Origin of the sequence: Microbacterium rhizosphaerae (assembly GCF_034120055.1) — a bacterium.
GTDB classification, from domain to species: domain Bacteria; phylum Actinomycetota; class Actinomycetes; order Actinomycetales; family Microbacteriaceae; genus Microbacterium; species Microbacterium rhizosphaerae.
Window position 1 is genome coordinate 1,292,539 of record NZ_CP139368.1, and the last position, 16,575, is coordinate 1,309,113.

12 protein-coding genes are annotated in these 16,575 nt (G+C 70.7%); 8 read left to right on the plus strand and 4 right to left on the minus strand.

Translation table 11 applies throughout. The annotated features are described in order from the left end of the window. The first annotated feature begins 126 nt into the window (after window positions 1-126). The 8 genes from SM116_RS05575 (at window position 127) to SM116_RS05610 (ending at window position 9,649) form a co-directional block, all read left to right on the plus strand. Complete coding sequence (locus SM116_RS05575; RefSeq protein WP_320943467.1) at window positions 127-1,242, plus strand: mannose-1-phosphate guanylyltransferase; 1,116 nt, start codon at window positions 127-129, stop codon at window positions 1,240-1,242. A 128-nt stretch (window positions 1,243-1,370) separates the two neighbouring features. Beyond that, window positions 1,371-2,492, plus strand: a complete 1,122-nt coding sequence (locus tag SM116_RS05580) for a BMP family lipoprotein (protein ID WP_320943468.1) — start codon at window positions 1,371-1,373, stop codon at window positions 2,490-2,492. Window positions 2,493-2,592: 100 nt separating this feature from the next. Continuing rightward, complete coding sequence (locus SM116_RS05585; protein ID WP_320943469.1) at window positions 2,593-4,110, plus strand: ABC transporter ATP-binding protein; 1,518 nt, start codon at window positions 2,593-2,595, stop codon at window positions 4,108-4,110. Next, complete coding sequence (locus SM116_RS05590) at window positions 4,107-5,477, plus strand: ABC transporter permease (RefSeq protein ID WP_320943470.1); 1,371 nt, start codon at window positions 4,107-4,109, stop codon at window positions 5,475-5,477. Before SM116_RS05585 ends, SM116_RS05590 begins: the two co-directional genes overlap by 4 nt. Continuing rightward, complete coding sequence (locus SM116_RS05595; RefSeq protein ID WP_320943471.1) at window positions 5,474-6,766, plus strand: ABC transporter permease; 1,293 nt, start codon at window positions 5,474-5,476, stop codon at window positions 6,764-6,766. Before SM116_RS05590 ends, SM116_RS05595 begins: the two co-directional genes overlap by 4 nt. A 1-nt stretch (window position 6,767) precedes the next feature. Further along, complete coding sequence (locus SM116_RS05600) at window positions 6,768-7,169, plus strand: cytidine deaminase (protein WP_320943472.1); 402 nt, start codon at window positions 6,768-6,770, stop codon at window positions 7,167-7,169. Window positions 7,170-7,206: 37 nt separating this feature from the next. Beyond that, a complete protein-coding gene (locus tag SM116_RS05605; protein WP_320943473.1) occupies window positions 7,207-8,508 on the plus strand; it encodes a thymidine phosphorylase in 1,302 nt (433 codons plus the stop codon). 25 nt (window positions 8,509-8,533) lie between these two features. After that, window positions 8,534-9,649 (plus strand): adenosine deaminase, encoded by a 1,116-nt coding sequence (locus SM116_RS05610; RefSeq protein ID WP_320943474.1) that lies wholly within the window; start codon window positions 8,534-8,536, stop codon window positions 9,647-9,649. A 53-nt stretch (window positions 9,650-9,702) separates the two neighbouring features. Here SM116_RS05610 and SM116_RS05615 read toward each other — a convergent pair whose 3' ends face one another. From SM116_RS05615 to SM116_RS05630, 4 genes are all read right to left on the minus strand, one after another. Then, a complete protein-coding gene (locus SM116_RS05615) occupies window positions 9,703-10,593 on the minus strand; it encodes an endonuclease domain-containing protein (protein ID WP_320943475.1) in 891 nt (296 codons plus the stop codon). Between the two features lie 277 nt (window positions 10,594-10,870). Next, window positions 10,871-11,593 (minus strand): TSUP family transporter, encoded by a 723-nt coding sequence (locus SM116_RS05620; RefSeq protein WP_320943476.1) that lies wholly within the window; start codon window positions 11,591-11,593, stop codon window positions 10,871-10,873. Between the two features lie 22 nt (window positions 11,594-11,615). Continuing rightward, on the minus strand, window positions 11,616-14,471 hold the full coding sequence (locus SM116_RS05625; protein WP_320943477.1) for a glycoside hydrolase family 2 TIM barrel-domain containing protein: 2,856 nt from the start codon (window positions 14,469-14,471) through the stop codon (window positions 11,616-11,618). Next, a complete protein-coding gene (locus tag SM116_RS05630) occupies window positions 14,468-16,573 on the minus strand; it encodes an alpha-galactosidase (protein WP_320943478.1) in 2,106 nt (701 codons plus the stop codon). Before SM116_RS05630 ends, SM116_RS05625 begins: the two co-directional genes overlap by 4 nt. Window positions 16,574-16,575: the final 2 nt, after the last annotated feature.

A 16,575-nucleotide genomic window follows, 5' to 3' on the forward strand; every position in this document is an offset into this window, starting at 1 on the left:
AGAGGCTGGGGAGCCTCTGGCGTCTCGCGGGCGCCTCACTCATCCTATTCCCAGCCAGGAGGTGGTGCGGGCGAGGGCACCCTCACCGCCAGGTGGCCGGCAGGAGCCTCCCGTACGCTGGTGCCCATGCCGCAGCCCATCGAAGACTTCTACGCCGTCATCCCTGCAGGGGGCGTCGGCAGTCGACTCTGGCCGCTGTCGCGGGCGGACGCACCGAAGTTCCTCCACGACCTGACGGGGTCCGGTCAGACGCTGCTGCGCGACACGTGGGATCGGCTCGAGCCTCTCGCCGGCGCCGACCGCATCGCCGTGGTCACGGGGCGCGCCCACCGTGCCGCGGTGGAGAAGGAGCTCCCCGGCATCCCGGACAAGAACGTCTTCCTCGAGTCGGAGCCGCGCGAATCGGCCGCCGCGATCGGGCTGGCCGCGGCCATCCTGAGCCGGCGCGAGCCGAACGTCATCATCGGCTCTTTCGCCGCCGATCACGTCATCCGCGGTCTGCGGACCTTCGAGTTCGCCGTCCAGCAGGCGGTCGCCGTGGCGCGCGAGGGGTACATCTGCACGATCGGCATCCAGCCGACGGAGCCGTCGATCGGATTCGGCTACATCCTGAAGTCCGACGAGCTCCCCGTCGACGGCGCGCCCGAGGCGGCGTTCGTCGAGCGGTTCGTCGAGAAGCCGGACCTCGAGACGGCGAAGGAGTACTTCGCCGACCGCCGGTACCTCTGGAACGCGGGCATGTTCATCTCCCGCGCCGACGTCCTGCTGGGCGAGATCGCCGAGCAGGATCCGCACCTCTACGCGGGTCTCATGGATCTCGCCGAGGCCTGGGACGACCGAGAGCGACGCGGCCCGGTCGTCGATCGCGTCTGGCCGACCCTCACCAAGATCGCCATCGACTACGTCGTGGCGGAGCCCGCCGCGGCCAAGGGCCGGCTCGCGGTGATTCCGGGCCACTTCGACTGGGATGACGTCGGCGACTTCGCGAGCCTCATCAAGCTCAACTCCCACGGGCGCAAGAACGACCTCGCCATCCTCGGCCCCAACGCCCGCGTCCTCGCCGACGCATCCAGCGGGATCGTGGTCTCGCAGACTAAGCGCGTGATCTCGCTGATCGGCGTGCACGACATCGTCGTGGTGGACACGGACGACGCTCTCCTGGTCACCACGAGCGAGAACGCGCAGCGCGTGAAGGGCATCGTCGACGCCCTCAAGCTGAATGGCGGAACCGACGTGCTGTGAGCCCCGATATCTCGGGTTCATAACCATTCACCTCAGGGGCTTTGTCCGCATGCAAATCGGCCGTCATGCTGGGTAACTTCTATACAGCCCTCGCGAGATCCGCTGGGGAAAAGACGTGGAGGCGTGAGTTGACCATCTCTACCACCCGCAAGCTCGTCGGCGCTGGGGTTGCCGCGAGCCTGCTCCTTGCCCTCGCCGGCTGCGGCTCGGCGCCCACCGCTACCTCGAGCAGCGCCGGCACGAAGGCCGTCGCCGGTTTCAAGCCCTGCATCGTCTCCGACAGCGGCGGTTTCAACGACCACTCGTTCAACGAGGCGGCGCTGAACGGCATGAAGGAGGCCGCCGACTCGCTCGGCATCAAGTTCACCCAGGTGACGTCCAAGTCCGCGAGCGACTACACGCCGAACATGCAGGCGCTCGTGGCCGGCGGCTGCACCTACATCGTCTCGGTGGGGTTCAACCTCTCCGCCGCCACGATCGAGTCCGCCAAGGCCAACCCGAAGATCGACTACGCCATCGTGGATGACCCGGCCGACGCGAACAACGACGGCAAGACGGATGCCCCGAACATCAAGCCGCTCCTGTTCGACACGGCTCAGGCCGCCTACCTCGGCGGGTACGCCGCGGCGGCGTACTCGCACGCTCAGAAGGTCGGCACCTTCGGCGGCATGCAGATCCCGCCGGTGAGCATCTACATGGACGGCTTCGTCGACGGCGTCGCCAAGTACAACAGCGACAAGAGCAAGAGCGTCCAGTCGTTCGGCTGGGACAAGGCGACCCAGAAGGGCTCCTTCACGGGTGGCTTCGCGGCGAACGACACCGCCAAGCAGACCGCCCAGGGCATCCTCGACCAGGGTGCGGACGTCATCCTGCCCGTCGGCGGACCGATCTACCTCAGCGCCGCGGCAGCCATCCGCGCGCAGGGCAAGGACACGGTCATGCTCGGCGTCGACAGCGACTTCGTCGTCGCCGACCCGAGTGTCGCCGACATCACGCTCGTGTCGATCCTCAAGCGCATCGATGTCGCCGTCCACGACGCCGTCATGGCGGGCGGGACCGGCAAGTTCGACCCGACGACGTACGTCGGCACGCTGAAGAACGAGGGCGTCGGCCTCTCCAGCTTCCACGACTTCGAGTCGAAGCTGCCGGCCGGTCTGACCGACGAGCTGAAGAAGCTCCAGCAGGACATCATCGACGGCAAGATCGTCGTCCAGTCGCCCTCGTCGCCGAAGGCGGCGTCGGCCGGCTGATCCCTGCGGACGGACAGCACGAAGCGGCGACCACGGTCGTCGCTTCGTGCTGTCCGTGGCCTCTCCCCGAAGTCCGCACGTAACGGATAAGGTGCAGAACATGAAGCTCGAGCTGCGTGGAATCACGAAGCGCTTCGGGTCTTTCACGGCGAACGATCACATCGATGTGACCGTCGAGCCGGGCGAGATCCACGCCCTCCTGGGCGAGAACGGCGCGGGCAAATCCACCCTCATGAATGTCCTCTACGGCCTCTACCAGCCGGAGGAGGGCGAGATCCTCCTCGACGGTGTCGCGCATCACTTCCGCGGTCCCGGCGACGCCATGAACGCCGGCATCGGCATGGTGCACCAGCACTTCATGCTGGTCCCGGTCTTCACCGTCGCCGAGAACGTCATGCTCGGCCACGAGCAGACGAAGGCCCTCGGCTCGCTCGACCTCGCGGCCGCGCGCAAGCACGTCCGAGACGTCGCCCAGCGCTTCGGCTTCGAGGTCGATCCCGACGCGACCGTCGGCGACCTTCCGGTCGGCGTCCAGCAGCGCGTGGAGATCATCAAGGCGCTCTCGCGGGATGCCAAGATCCTGGTGTTCGACGAGCCCACCGCCGTGCTGACGCCGCAGGAGACCGACGAGCTCATGACGATCATGCGCCAGCTCCGCGACGAGGGCACGTCCATCGTCTTCATCACGCACAAGCTGCGCGAGGTGCGGGAGGTCGCGGACCGCATCACGGTCATCCGCCTGGGTAAGGTCGTGGGCGAGGCGAACCCCACCGCGTCCAACACGGAGCTGGCCTCGATGATGGTGGGCCGTGCGGTCGAGCTGACGGTGCACAAGGACGCGCCGAAGGTGAAGCCGGCGGGCGGCCTCGAGGTGCGCAACCTGCGGGTGATCTCGCCGACGGGCACCGTGCTCGTCGACAACATCTCGTTCGACGTCCGTCCGGGGGAGGTGCTCGCGGTGGCGGGCGTCCAGGGCAACGGGCAGACCGAGCTCACCGAGGCGATCATGGGACTGCATTCGGGTGTCACCGGCTCGATCGTCCTCGACGGCGAGGAGCTCGCCGGGGTCGCCGTCCGCGGCACGCTCGACGCCGGCATCGGCTTCGTGCCCGAGGATCGGAACGAGGATGGCCTCGTCGGCGCGTTCTCGGTCGCCGAGAACCTCATCCTCGATCGCTCCAGCGACAAGGCGTTCAGCTCGATCGGCACCATCAATCGCGGCGTGCTCGATGAGTTCGCGCGGGCGCGCATCGCCGAGTTCGACATCCGCACGCAGGGCCCGCAGACCCCCGCCGGGGCCCTCTCCGGCGGCAATCAGCAGAAGGTCGTCATCGCGCGCGAGCTCAGCCGCGACCTGAAGATGCTGCTCGCCTCCCAGCCGACCCGTGGCGTCGACGTCGGCTCCATCGAATTCATCCACAAGCGCATCATCAAGACGCGGGATGCCGGCATCCCGGTGCTGGTCGTGTCGACCGAGCTCGATGAGGTCGCGGCCCTCGCCGACCGCATCGCGGTGATGTACCGCGGGAGTATCGTCGGGATCGTGCCCGGGGACACGCCTCGCGATGTGCTCGGCCTGATGATGGCCGGCGAGCAGCCTGAGGAGTCGGCAGCATGAGCGACACCACGTCCGACCCGAAGGCGGAACCCGGGGGCGCGCCCGAGGCCGACCGCGCGGTCCAGGCGGCGCCGGGCGCGGCCACCACGACGGCCACCACCGTCGACACCGCCGCGGGCACGGCTCAGACGATCGCGCCGCCCCCGCGGCAGAACCTCATCATCCGCGACATCATGCGCGGCAGCGTGGTCACGACGATCCTCGCCATCGTGCTGGCCATGCTGGTGGGCGGCATCCTGATCGCGCTCACCGACCCCGCGGTGCAGAAGGCCGCCGGCTACTTCTTCGCGCGGCCGATCGACACGTTCGCGGCGATCTGGAACGCCGTGTGGGGCGCGTACTCGGCCCTGTTCCAGGGGTCGATCATCAACTTCCAGGCGACGTCGTTCCAGCAGGCGATCCTGCCGCTGACGAGCACCCTGGGCTTCGCGGCGCCGCTCACGGCCGCCGCGCTCGGTGTCGCCCTCGCCTTCCGGGTGGGCCTGTTCAACATCGGCGCCCAGGGGCAGATGCTCATCGCCTGCGCGGCATCCGCGCTGCTGACGTTCAACCTCGGTCTGCCGATGATCCTGCAGCTGCCGATCACGCTGATCGTCGGCATCATCGGCGGTGCGCTGTGGGGCGGCATCGTGGGCGTGCTGAAGGCCCGCACGGGTGCGCACGAGGTGATCCTCACGATCATGCTCAACTACATCGCCTTCTATCTCGTCTCGTGGATGGTGCGCACGCCGAGCATGCTGCAGAAGCCCGGCACCAACCAGCCGATCTCCTCGCCGACGCCGCAGAACGCGGTCTTCCCGGCGCTGTTCGGCCCGCAGTATCCGCAGCTCACGTGGGCCTTCCCCGTCGTACTCGTCGCCACCCTCTTCGTGTGGTGGCTCATCGAGCGCTCGAGCCTCGGCTTCCGCATGCGCGCCGTCGGCGAGAACCCGAGCGCGGCCCGCGCGGCGGGCATCAGCGTGCCGCGGATGTTCGTCTACGCCATGCTGTTCGCGGGCGGTCTCGCCGGTCTCGCAGGCATGATCCAGATCCAGAGCACCATCACGAGCGGTTTCGATGCCGGCATCCATGCGGGTATCGGCTTCGACGCGATCACCGTGGCGCTCCTCGGCCGCAGCCGCGCGTGGGGCACACTGTTCGCCGGAATCCTGTTCGGTGCGCTCAAGGCCGGCTCGTTCACGATGCAGGCGCTCCAGGGCATCCCCGTCGACATCGTGCTGGTGGTCCAGTCGCTGATCGTGCTGTTCATCGCGGCGCCCCCGCTCATCCGCGCGATCTTCTTCCTCCCCAAGACCGAGGCCGAGAAGACGGCGAACGCCGTTCGAAAGTCCACGAAGAAGGCGGCTCGCAAGGAGGCGGCGGCATGACCATCGCAGAGGCGCAGACCGCCCCGGACGGCACCGTCCAGCTCGCCGTCGTGCAGGTCCGCAAGCTCAAGGTGCCGTTGACGCTCCTCGTGCTGGCCGCGCTGCTCGGCCTGCTGTTCCTGCTCGCCCCGGCGCACGGGGACACCGTCTACCGGCTCGCCGAGAGCGGCGCGGTGATCAAGCTCGGCTCGATCTCGGTGCCGGCGCAGCCGGCCATCTGGATCTCGTGGGTCATCGCGGCGCTGCTCGGCGTCTGGTCGCTGGTGCTCGCCATGCGGTATCGACCGACGCCCATCTGGCTGTCGATCGTGTACTCCCTTCTCGCGATGTTCGCGTTCCTGACGTGGTCGGGCGCCGGTTCGAGCGCAGCGGTCCCCGTCGTGGGGCTGCTCGGCGGCTCGCTCTCGCTCGCGGTGCCGCTGATCTTCGGTGCGCTCGGCGGTGTGATCGGCGAGCGGGGCGGCGTCGTCAACGTGGCGATCGAGGGTCAGTTCCTGCTCGGAGCGTTCACGGCGACCATCCTCGGCAGCGTCACGAAGAATCCGTTCGTGGGGCTCATCGGCGCCATGATCGGCGGCGTGCTCGTCGCCGCCGTCCTGGCCGTCTTCGCGATCAAGTACATCGTCGAGCAGGTCATCGTCGGCGTCGTCCTCAACGTGCTCGTGTCGGGCCTCACCGGCTTCCTGTACACCGCGGTGCTGGCGCCGAATGCGGGGGCGCTGAACAGCCCGGTGCCGTTCAAGCCGGTCGCCATCCCCGTGCTCTCCGAGATCCCGGTCATCGGTCCGGTGCTGTTCGACCAGACCTTCCTGGTGTACCTCATGTACGTCACGGTCGCCGTGGTCGCCTGGGCGCTCTACCGCACACGCTGGGGCTTGCGGCTGCGCGCCGTCGGCGAGCACCCGCAGGCCGCGGACACCGTCGGCATCAAGGTGAACCCCACGCGGTTCTGGAACCTGCTGCTCGCCGGCGCGATCGCAGGCATCGGCGGCGCCTACTTCACGCTCGTCTCGGTGCCGAACTTCACGAAGGACATGACGGCCGGTCTCGGATTCATCGCCCTGGCGGCGGTCATCTTCGGCCGCTGGGACCCGATCCGCGCCACGCTCGCGGCCCTGCTGTTCGGCTTCGCATCGAACCTGCAGAACCTGCTCAACGTGCTCGGAACGCCGATCCCGAGCGAATTCATGCTGATGCTGCCGTACGTCGTGACGATCCTCGCGGTCGTCGGGTTCGCGGGGCAGATCCGCGCACCTGCCGCGGACGGCAAGCCGTATATCAAGGGGTGACGTGACCGATATCGATTGGGACGAGCTGCGCGCTGCGGCGACGGATGCGATGCACAGGGCGTACGCCCCGTACTCGCGGTTCAAGGTGGGCGCAGCCGCACTCGTGTCGGACGGCCGGATCGTGTCCGGCTGCAACGTCGAGAACGCGTCGTACGGCGTGACGCTGTGCGCCGAGTGCGGTCTCGTCTCCGAGTTGCACATGAGCGGGGGCGGCCAGCTCGTCGCGTTCGTGTGCGTGGACGGCGACGGCGCGACGCTCATGCCGTGCGGCCGCTGCCGCCAGCTGCTGTTCGAGCACGCGCTGCCCGGCATGCTCCTCGAGACGGTCTCCGGCATCCGCACGATCGACGAAGTGCTGCCCGACGCCTTCGGCCCGCGCGATCTCGAGGAGGCGGCCCGATGACCCTTCGACACGCTCAGGGACCGGAAGAGGCCGGAGAATGACCGTGGAGGCTTTCGACGCGGTCGACGTCATCCGCGCCAAGCGCGACGGCGGGGCCGTCCCCGAGGACGCGCTGCGCTGGATGGTGGATGCCTACACCCGCGGCTACGTCACCGATCCGCAGATGGCCGCCTTCGCCATGGCCGTGTTCCTGCGCGGCATGAGCCGCGACGAGATCCGCGTCATGACCGACGCCATGATCGCATCGGGCGAGCGGATGAGCTTCGCCTCGCTCGGCAAGCCGACGGCCGACAAGCACTCGACCGGCGGCGTCGGCGACAAGATCACGCTGCCGCTCGCGCCGCTCGTGGCATGCTTCGGCGTCGCCGTGCCGCAGCTGTCGGGTCGCGGGCTCGGACACACCGGCGGCACCCTCGACAAGCTCGAGTCGATCCCCGGGTGGCGCGCTGCGCTCACGAACGAGGAGATGTTCGCCCAACTGCGCGACATCGGCCCCGTCATCTGCGCCGCCGGTTCCGGGCTCGCGCCGGCGGACAAGAAGCTCTACGCCCTCCGTGACGTCACGGGCACCGTCGAGGCGATCCCGCTCATCGCGTCGAGCATCATGTCGAAGAAGATCGCGGAGGGCACGGGAGCGCTCGTGCTCGACGTGAAGTTCGGCTCGGGAGCGTTCATGCACGACATCGACCGTGCACGTGAGCTCGCGCGCACGATGGTCGAGCTCGGCACCGACTCGGGCGTCGCGACGACCGCGCTCCTGACCGACATGAACACGCCGCTCGGCCTCACCATCGGAAACGCGAACGAGGTGCGCGAGTCGGTCGAGGTGCTCGCCGGCGGCGGTCCTGCCGACGTCGTGGAGCTCACCGTCGCTCTCGCCCGCGAGATGCTCGCCCTGGCAGGACAGCCGGACGCCGATGTCGAGGCCGCGCTCCGGGACGGCCGGGCGATGGATGCGTGGCGATCCATGATCGCGGCGCAGGGCGGCGATCCGGATGCTGCGCTGCCCCAGCCGCGCGAGACCCACGTCGTGACGGCCCCCGCCTCGGGTGTCGTGACGCGCATGGACGCACTGCCCTTCGGCGTCGCCGCGTGGCGGCTCGGGGCGGGCCGCGCCCGCGCCCAGGATCCCGTGGTGCACGCCGCGGGCATCGACCTGCACGTCAAGCCGGGCGACACCGTGGTCGCCGGGCAGCCGGTGCTGACACTGCTCGCAGACGACGCCGCACGCTTCCCGCGCGCGCTCGAGGCGCTCGAGAGCGCGTGGGAGGTGGGGGAGCCGGGGGCGGCCTCGGCATCCACCGATCGCACGCTCGTCCGCGAACGCATCACCGCCTGACTCCCACCCCCACGGAGGAACCACCATGCCCATCGATCAGAACGGCGACGCGCTCGTCGACGGCGTCTCGCTGCGCGGCCTGCCCAAGGTCTCGCTGCACGACCACCTCGACGGCGCGCTGCGGCCGCAGACGATCCTCGAGCTCGCCGACGAGGCGGGGGTCGAGGTGCCCGAGTCCGACGCGGGTGCCCTGGCCGACTGGTTCGCTGCGCGCAGCGACTCCGGCTCGCTCGTCGAGTACCTCAAGACCTTCGACCTGACCACGGCCGTCATGCAGACCGCGGAATCGCTGACCCGCGTCGCACGCGAGTTCGTCGAGGACCTCGCGACCGACGGGGTGATCTACGGCGAGGTGCGCTGGGCTCCCGAGCAGCACCTGGCCGGAGGGCTCAGCCTCGTGGAGGCCGTGGAAGCCGTGCAGCAGGGCATCGAGGAGGGGGAGGATGCCGCGGAGTCCCGTGGCCAGGACATCCGGGTGGGCCAACTCGTCTCCGCGATGCGGCACGCCGACCGCTCCCTCGAGATCGCCGAGCTGGCGGTGGCATTCCGCGGACGCGGCGCGGTCGGCTTCGACATCGCCGGCCCGGAGGACGGCTTCCCGCCGTCGCGGCACCGCCCGGCGTTCGAGTACCTCGCTTCGGAGTTCTTCCCGGTGACCATCCACGCCGGAGAGGCGGCCGGTCTGGACTCGATCCGCTCAGCCCTCATCGACGGCCGCGCCCTGCGCCTCGGCCACGGCGTGCGGATCGCGGAGGACCTCGAGGTCGTCTCGCGCGCCGGCGACGAGGTCCTCGTGCAGTTCGGCGACCTGGCGCGCTGGGTGCGCGACCGCGAGATCCCGCTCGAGCTGTCGCCGTCGTCGAACCTGCAGACCGGCGCCATCGAGCGCTGGGGGAGCGAGCTCGCCGATCACCCGTTCGACCTCCTCTACCAGCTCGGCTTCTCGGTGACCGTGAACGTGGACAACCGCACGATGAGCCGCACGTCGCTGACGCGCGAGCTCGCGCTGCTGGTCGAGACGTTCGACTACGACCTCGACGACCTCGAGGTCTTCCAGCTGAACGCCGCCGCCGGAGCCTTCCTCCCGGTGGAGGAGCGCGAGGAGCTGATCGACCTGATCACCGACGGATTCGACGTCTGACGCTCTGCCCGGCCTGCAGAACTCCACGGAGAGGGAGCCCGAGGCGCCCGCGCTCAGCGTGCGCGCCCGAGAGGGACGGGATCCGTGGAGTCCTGCAGACGGCCTGGGCCCCACGAGAGGATCTCCTTCATCGTGCTCACGATCTCCTCGCACCGGTAGTAGACGTCCTCGGCAAGCGGCCGGATCGTCGCGTATCCGAGTGCTGCTGCCGCCAGGTCTCGCCTGCGGTCGCGGACCTGCGCCGTCCATCCCTCATGGAATGCCCGGCTGTCGCATTCGACGATGAGCCAGCCGTCCACAATGAGGTCGACGCGGCCCACCCCGGGCAACTCGACCTGTACGTCGACGCGGCACCCGAGCTCCACCAGGATCAGTCGCATGAGCGTCTCGGCGCCCGATTCGCTGCGGGCATCCAGGAGGGCCCGACGTGGACGGAATCGTCGCGGGAGGCGCCGTAGGATCTCCGCGACATCCGCCTCGTCGATGAGGCCGTGGTGCCACGCGCTGTCGAGCGTGGCGATCGCGTCACGCGGCGACTGGCATCTGCACGCCTGAACGAGCGCTCCGAGGAGATCTGCGGTGAGAGCGTCGTCGCCGGCCTCCACGAACCGCCAATGGGCGATGACCTCGGGCGGTCGCACGGGCAGGCGGGTCGTACCCGGCGTGAACTGGAAATGCGACCCCGGCCTCTCACGGACGAACACGCCGAGCGCCGCCAGGAGCGAGACGCAGTCGAGACGGCCGCCGTAGCGCGCCGCCTCGACGAGGGACGGGTGCGTGTCCGGCGTGACATAGCGACCTTTCCGCACGCGCCAGAGGGCTCCCACGGCGACCTGAGCAGCCAGGCGATGACGGGTGAGCCCCATCTCCCTCACACGGTGCGGGGTGAGGAACGTCGCAGACAGGACGGCCTTCGCCGTCGCGCGGATGTCAGTGCTCGACATCCCCCAGCGAAGCGCGGTCGGCGGCGTCGTCGTCCGCCGTGGGTCGCAGGTGTGGACTGCTGCGGCTCCCGCCTCTCTTCCGGAGGAGACGCCTGCACAACTCCACGGATCAGACGTGACACACCGATCCCCGGAGGGAAACACGCCCCACCGCGCGCAGATCCGTGGAGTTCTGCAGGCCGCGGGGCGCGCGGCGCGCGGCGCGGGGCGCGCGGCGCGGGGCGCGGGGGGCGGGGGCGGGGCGGGGCGCAGGGGCGGGGCGCGCGGGGGGCGCGGGTCAGGCGAACAGTGCCAGGACGCCGCGGATGAGCACGACCGTGGCCCCGGCCCAGGCGAGCGCGAGCATCGCGATGCGGGCGATCCGCGGCGAGACGTTCCGGGCGAGGATCGACCCGATCGCGATGCCGGCGACCGTGACGGCGACGAGCATCCACACGTCCTGAGCGGGTGCGGCGGGCAGGCCGCGGAGGGCGACCGAGGCGACGTCGAACACGACGAAGATGACCTGCGCGCTCGCGGCGAAGCTGCGCTGAGGCCAGCGGTCGCCGACCGCGTAGGCGGCGAGCGGCGGTCCGGACAGGCCGCTGGCGACGTTCATGAAGCCACCCGCGGCTCCCGCGACGACCGCTCCGGTGCGTCCGGTCAGCGAACCGGAGAGGGCCCGGATGCGTCCCGCGACCAGGGCGAAGTACGCCATCGCGGCGATGAGCAGGAGGAGCGCGGCATCCGGCAGCACCCGCACGAAGAGGGCGCCGAGCGGGGCCGCGAGGAGGCCCGGCCAGATGAGCCACCACGTCCGCCGCCCATCGACATGGCGCCACACCAGCGGCACGGCGCTGAGCGACGCCACGAAGGCGAGGAGCACGGCGATCGTGACGCCCTCGACAGGCCCGTACAGCAGCACGATCGGTCCGACGAGCACCAGGACGAACCCGAGTCCCGTGATCCGCTGGATGACGGCCGCGATGAACACGGCGATTCCGGCGAGGACGAGGGTCACCAGCCGATGCTAGTCGAGTTGCTCAGGGCAGCAGCCGCAGGGCGACCCGGCCCTCGACCGACCTCGGTTCGAGCCGATAGGGCGGCAGGACGCCCGGCCCGCACGCGCCGGTGCCCACGCCGTGCTGCGCGAAGTCGATCGTCAGCCAGCAGCCGTCGCGCGGCGTCGGCAGATCGGTCGGATGCGCGGCCGCGGCGAGCTCGGCAGCCGTCCACGGATTGGCCGTGAAGGCGAAGCCGTCGCCGGTGATGCGCAGGCCGGAGCCGGCGACATCCGTCATCTCCAGCTCCGTGACCTGCGCGCGCGATCCGCTCTCCTGCGGCCGCACATAGTCGGTGCGCAACTGCTCGAGGGTCGCCTCCCACGCGCCGAGGCGCTGGCCGAGGCCCGTGTCGGGGTAGGCCTGGTCGGGGCCGAGGCCCGTCCACCGGACAGACGGCGTGAACGGCAGGTGGATGCGCAGTCCGACGCGCGCCCATGTGCACGGCCACGTGCCGTCCGGATCGACGCGCACGTGCAGGCCGATCGCATCCCCGTCCGACTCGTAGCGGAGCGCGACGAGCGCACCCCACCCGAAGACGGCGGGGGCGACGCGCGTGCGGACGACCACGGCGTCGGGCTCCACATCCACACCGAGCACGCGGGTCATGAGGCGCGGGAGTTCCGCAGCGTCCCAGTCCGCCGCCTCCGGCGGGTCGAGGTCGTGGCCGCTGGACGGCGCGGCGTGCGCGGCGCCGAGGTCGTTGTCCGTCGGCGCGCGCCACAGGACGAGCTCGGGGCCGGCCAGGTCGAGTCCGCCGAGGGAGAGACGGCCGGTCACCGCGTCGATCCTCGCGGGGCCGAGATGGATGCCGCGCCCGCCGCGCTCCGGCACGGCGGAAGCGCTCGAGGCCGCAGGGGCGACGGGGGCACCGCGCTGCGCCCACGCGACCTCGTGCCCCGCGGAGGCCCAGTTCGTGTCGTCCGCCAGCACGGCCGCGACCGTGAGCACCCCGGGCCCCTGTGCCCCCGGCGGCAGTGGCACCGTCGCCGACTCGCCGGGCCCGATGCCGGGCAGGTCGAACGTGCCGCGTGCGCTGTCGAGCGACCACACGCCTCGCAGATGCGAGAGGTCGACGACGTCGTGGCGGTTCTCGACGGTGACGGCACTCTCGCCGATCGTGAGGCGGACGGGTGCGAAGACCTTCGCGACGTCGGCGAGGCCGGGCCGCGGGCGGCGGTCCGCATCCACCAGGCCGTCCGCGACGAAGTTGCCGTCGTGCACATGCTCGCCGAAGTCGCCGCCGTACGCGGAGAACTCGCGCCCGTCTGCGGTGTGCCGGCGGATGCCGTGCTCGAGCCACTCCCAGATGAAGCCGCCGGCCGCTCGGTCGCTCGACTCGAAGAGTTCCTGGTATTCGCGGAGGCCGCCCGGTCCGTTGCCCATCGCGTGCGCGTACTCGCAGAGGATGAACGGCATGCCGCGGCGGTGCGCATCCAGCGCCGCGTCGCCCAGGGGCTCCTCCTCGCCACGGCCGATGACGGCGACCTCCTCGGGGTGCGCGTACATGCGGGAGTACACGTCCACGTGCGCCGACGACCGATCGCCCTCGTAGTGCAGCGGACGCGAGGCATCCCGTCGGCGCGCCTCATCGGCCATCGCCGCGATGTTGCACCCCGCGTACGACTCGTTGCCGAGCGACCACATGATGATGCTGGGATGGTTCCGGTCGCGCTCGACCGTGCGCGCCATGCGGTCGCGCAGAGCCGTCTCGTAGGCCGGATCGTCTGTGGGGTTGCCGTGCCAGTCGACGTACTCGAAGCCGTGCGTCTCGAAGTCGCACTCGAGGATGACCCAGAACCCGAGCTCGTCGGCGAGCGCCGGGACGTCGGGATGTGGCGGGTAGTGCGACGTGCGGATGGCGTTGATGTTGTGCTGCTTCATGAGCCGCAGCTCGTGCTCCACGACCTCGCGCGGCACGACGCGACCGAGGTCGGGATCGTGCTCGTGCCGGTTGACGCCGCGCAGCAGCAGGGGCCGGTCGTTCACCATCAGACGGACGCCGTCGATCCGGACCGTCCGGAAGCCGATGCGCAGGCGCGCGGTCTCCACCGCCGACGCGATCTCGAGGTCGTACAGCCGCGGTGACTCGGCCGACCACGGCTCTGCGACGGCGGTCGCGGTCTCTCCGGGGGCGAGGTCGAGGCCGAGCTCGGGCACTCGGATGCGGACGGAGCGCGCCTCGCCGTCCTCGGCATCCACCTCCACCCGGAGCGTCCCGTGGCCCTCCGTCCAATCGGCCTCGACGCGCACGTCGCGGATGCCGCCGGCCGGCCGGTCGAGCACGGCGACGGAGCGGAAGACGCCGGGGAGCCACCACATGTCCTGGTCTTCGAGGTAGCTCGTGGGCGCCCACTGCGCGACGCGGATGACGAGCAGATTCGACCCGGGGCGGACCGCATCCGTGATGTCGAACTCGTGGACCAGGCGGCTGCCGCGGGTCGTGCCGACGAGGATGCCGTTGACCAGGACCGTCCCGGCGGCATCGACGCCGTCCAGCCGGAGGAGGGTGCGGCCGCCGGGGGTCCAGTCGAAGCGCACCGCGTGATCGGCCACCGGGTTGTCGTCCGGCACGTGCGGCGGCTCGACCGGGAACGGGAAGCGCTTGTTGGCGTAGAGCGGAGCGCCGTGCCCGTGCAGCGGCCAGCTCGAGGGCACCGGGATGCGATCCCACGCGGCGATATCGAGGTCGGGGTCCGCGAGGTCGTCGGGGGCCGTGGCAGGGGAGTCCGACCACCGCACGGCCCACTCGCCGTCGAGGCTCAGGATGCGCGCATCCGTCTCGAATCGCGCCCGAGGCGCGCACGTGCCCTGCGGCACGACGTCGGGAGCCGTCATGAGAGCGCCGTCACCTCGAAGACGATCGCGTGCTCGGGTCGCAGTGCGGGCATCGGGAGTCCGATGTCGGCGAGCGCTGCGCCGGTCAGCTCCACGGGACCGGGGAACCAGCTCGGATGCCGCCGGTCCTGCGCACTGTGCGCATCCACTGCCAGCCCGACCCGCACGCGGTAGACGCGCTCGCGGTCGAGACCGGGGAACGTCATGGGCGGCGGCACCTCCGCGGGCGTCGCCGCCAGGACCGCCCAGACGAAGACGGCGCTCGACCCGTCGTCGGCGACGACGCCGGTGACGCCGACCGACGCGTCGAGGTCATCGGCGTGCACGAGGCGCCCGGAGTGCAGGAGCGCGCGGTGCTCCCGGTAGAACGCGATCGCCGCCGCCAGTGCGGCGCGATCGGCGTCGGACGCCGTGCGCACGTCCCACTCGATGCCGAAATGCCCGATGAGGGCCGTGATCGCGCGGAACGACAGGTCGTGCGTGCGGCCCGTGGTGTGCGCGGTCGGCGGCCCGACGTGCGAGCCGACGAGCTCCGGCGGCAGCAGGACGTGCGTGCCGCGCTGGATGAACTGCCGCTCCAGGGCGTCGTTCGTGTCGGAGGCCCAGACGCGGTCGGTGCGCTGGAGGATGCCGAGGTCGACCCGCGCGCCGCCGGACGAGCACGACTCGATCTCGACGTCGGGGTGGCCCGCCCGCAGCTCGTCGAAGAGCCGGTACGCGGCGAGCGTCTGAGCGCGGGTGCTCGATCGCCCTCTGGACCCGAGCTCGGTCTGGTCGCGGTTCTGGTCCCACTTGAGGAACGCGATGCCCGGGTACTCCGTCAGGAGGTCGTCGAGACGCGCGAGGACGTACGCGAACGCCTCGGGGTTCACGAGGTCGAGCACCTGCTGCGAGCGCCACTCCGGGGATCGCCGTCCGGCGGGCCCCGAGATCCAGTCGGGATGCTGCCGCACCACGTCCGAGTCCTCGTTGACCATCTCCGGCTCGACCCACAGACCGAAGCGCATGCCGTGCGCCTCGACCCGCTCGATGAGCGGTCCGAGCCCCTCGGGCCACACCTCCGGGTCGACGACCCAGTCGCCGAGACCGCGCGTGTCGCGCCGCCGCCCGAGGAACCAGCCGTCGTCGAGCACGAACCGCTCGACGCCGAGTTCGGCCGCCGTCTCGGCGAGCGCGGACAGCTCATCGAGGTCGTGGCGGAAGTACACGGCCTCCCACGTGTTCAGCACCACCGGCCGCGGGCTGTGCGGGTGACCGGGCCGCGCGCGCAGGTGGCGGTGGAAGCGCGCGCTGACGCCGTCGAGCCCCGCGGTGGAGTGGGCCGCGTACAGCGTCGGGGTGCGGTGGCTCTCGCCCGCGGTCAGCACGATCTCGCCGGCGTGCAGCAGCTCCCCGGCCGCGACGACCGTCGTGCCGGAGCCGATCCGCTCGACGCGGTGCTCGTGGTCTCCGCTCCAGCCGAGGTGGATGCCCCACACCTCGCCGCGACCGTAGCCGAAGCCGGTCGTGCCGACGGCCAGGAGACCCGTCGCGTCGTGGCCGGTGCGGCCGTGCCGCGCTTCGCGCGTCCACGTCCCGAAGCGCACGCCGTGCCGCTGCTCCTGCTTCTCCTTTGCCCAGCGTCCGGCGTAGTCGAGGATCTCGGTGGCGCGATCGGGCACCGGCAGGGCGATTTCGAGCGCGTCCAGGCGATAGACGCCGTCCCCGGTGTTGGTCAGCTCCGCGTCGGCCTGAAGGATGCCCTGCTCGTCGATGGCGAGCGTGATCGCCAGGGCGAGCCCGTCGCCGGACAGCCGGACGACCGCGCGGCGGGTGTCGGCATCCACCGCTTCGACGACGAGGAGGGGCGAGTACGAGCCGCCGTCGTCGCGGGCTCCGCGGATGCCGGGGCGCCCGCGCCAGCCGCGCGATGCCTGGGGCACGAGCGACGCACGCACGGGGACGTCGAACATCGAGTGCGGCACGGCGGGCAGCAGGAGGCTCGCGTCCGGGAGGGGTGCGGGCAGCGCCGATCCCCAATGGACGACGACGACATCGCCGTCGCTGACATCGAGCAGGATGCCCGTGCCCCCGCCCTCCAGATACACCTGTCGTGCGGGCATGG

Bases quoted from the DNA above. Each gene is read 5' to 3' on its own strand.
- SM116_RS05575 (WP_320943467.1), top strand. From the start codon at position 127: ATGCCGCAGCCCATCGAAGACTTCTACGCCGTCATCCCTGCAGGGGGC.
- SM116_RS05585 (WP_320943469.1), top strand. From the start codon at position 2,593: ATGAAGCTCGAGCTGCGTGGAATCACGAAGCGCTTCGGGTCTTTCACG.
- SM116_RS05590 (WP_320943470.1), top strand. From the start codon at position 4,107: ATGAGCGACACCACGTCCGACCCGAAGGCGGAACCCGGGGGCGCGCCC.
- SM116_RS05595 (WP_320943471.1), top strand. From the start codon at position 5,474: ATGACCATCGCAGAGGCGCAGACCGCCCCGGACGGCACCGTCCAGCTC.
- SM116_RS05605 (WP_320943473.1), top strand. From the start codon at position 7,207: ATGACCGTGGAGGCTTTCGACGCGGTCGACGTCATCCGCGCCAAGCGC.
- SM116_RS05610 (WP_320943474.1), top strand. From the start codon at position 8,534: ATGCCCATCGATCAGAACGGCGACGCGCTCGTCGACGGCGTCTCGCTG.
- SM116_RS05615 (WP_320943475.1), bottom strand. From the start codon at position 10,593: ATGTCGAGCACTGACATCCGCGCGACGGCGAAGGCCGTCCTGTCTGCG.
- SM116_RS05625 (WP_320943477.1), bottom strand. From the start codon at position 14,471: ATGACGGCTCCCGACGTCGTGCCGCAGGGCACGTGCGCGCCTCGGGCG.
- SM116_RS05630 (WP_320943478.1), bottom strand. From the start codon at position 16,573: ATGCCCGCACGACAGGTGTATCTGGAGGGCGGGGGCACGGGCATCCTG.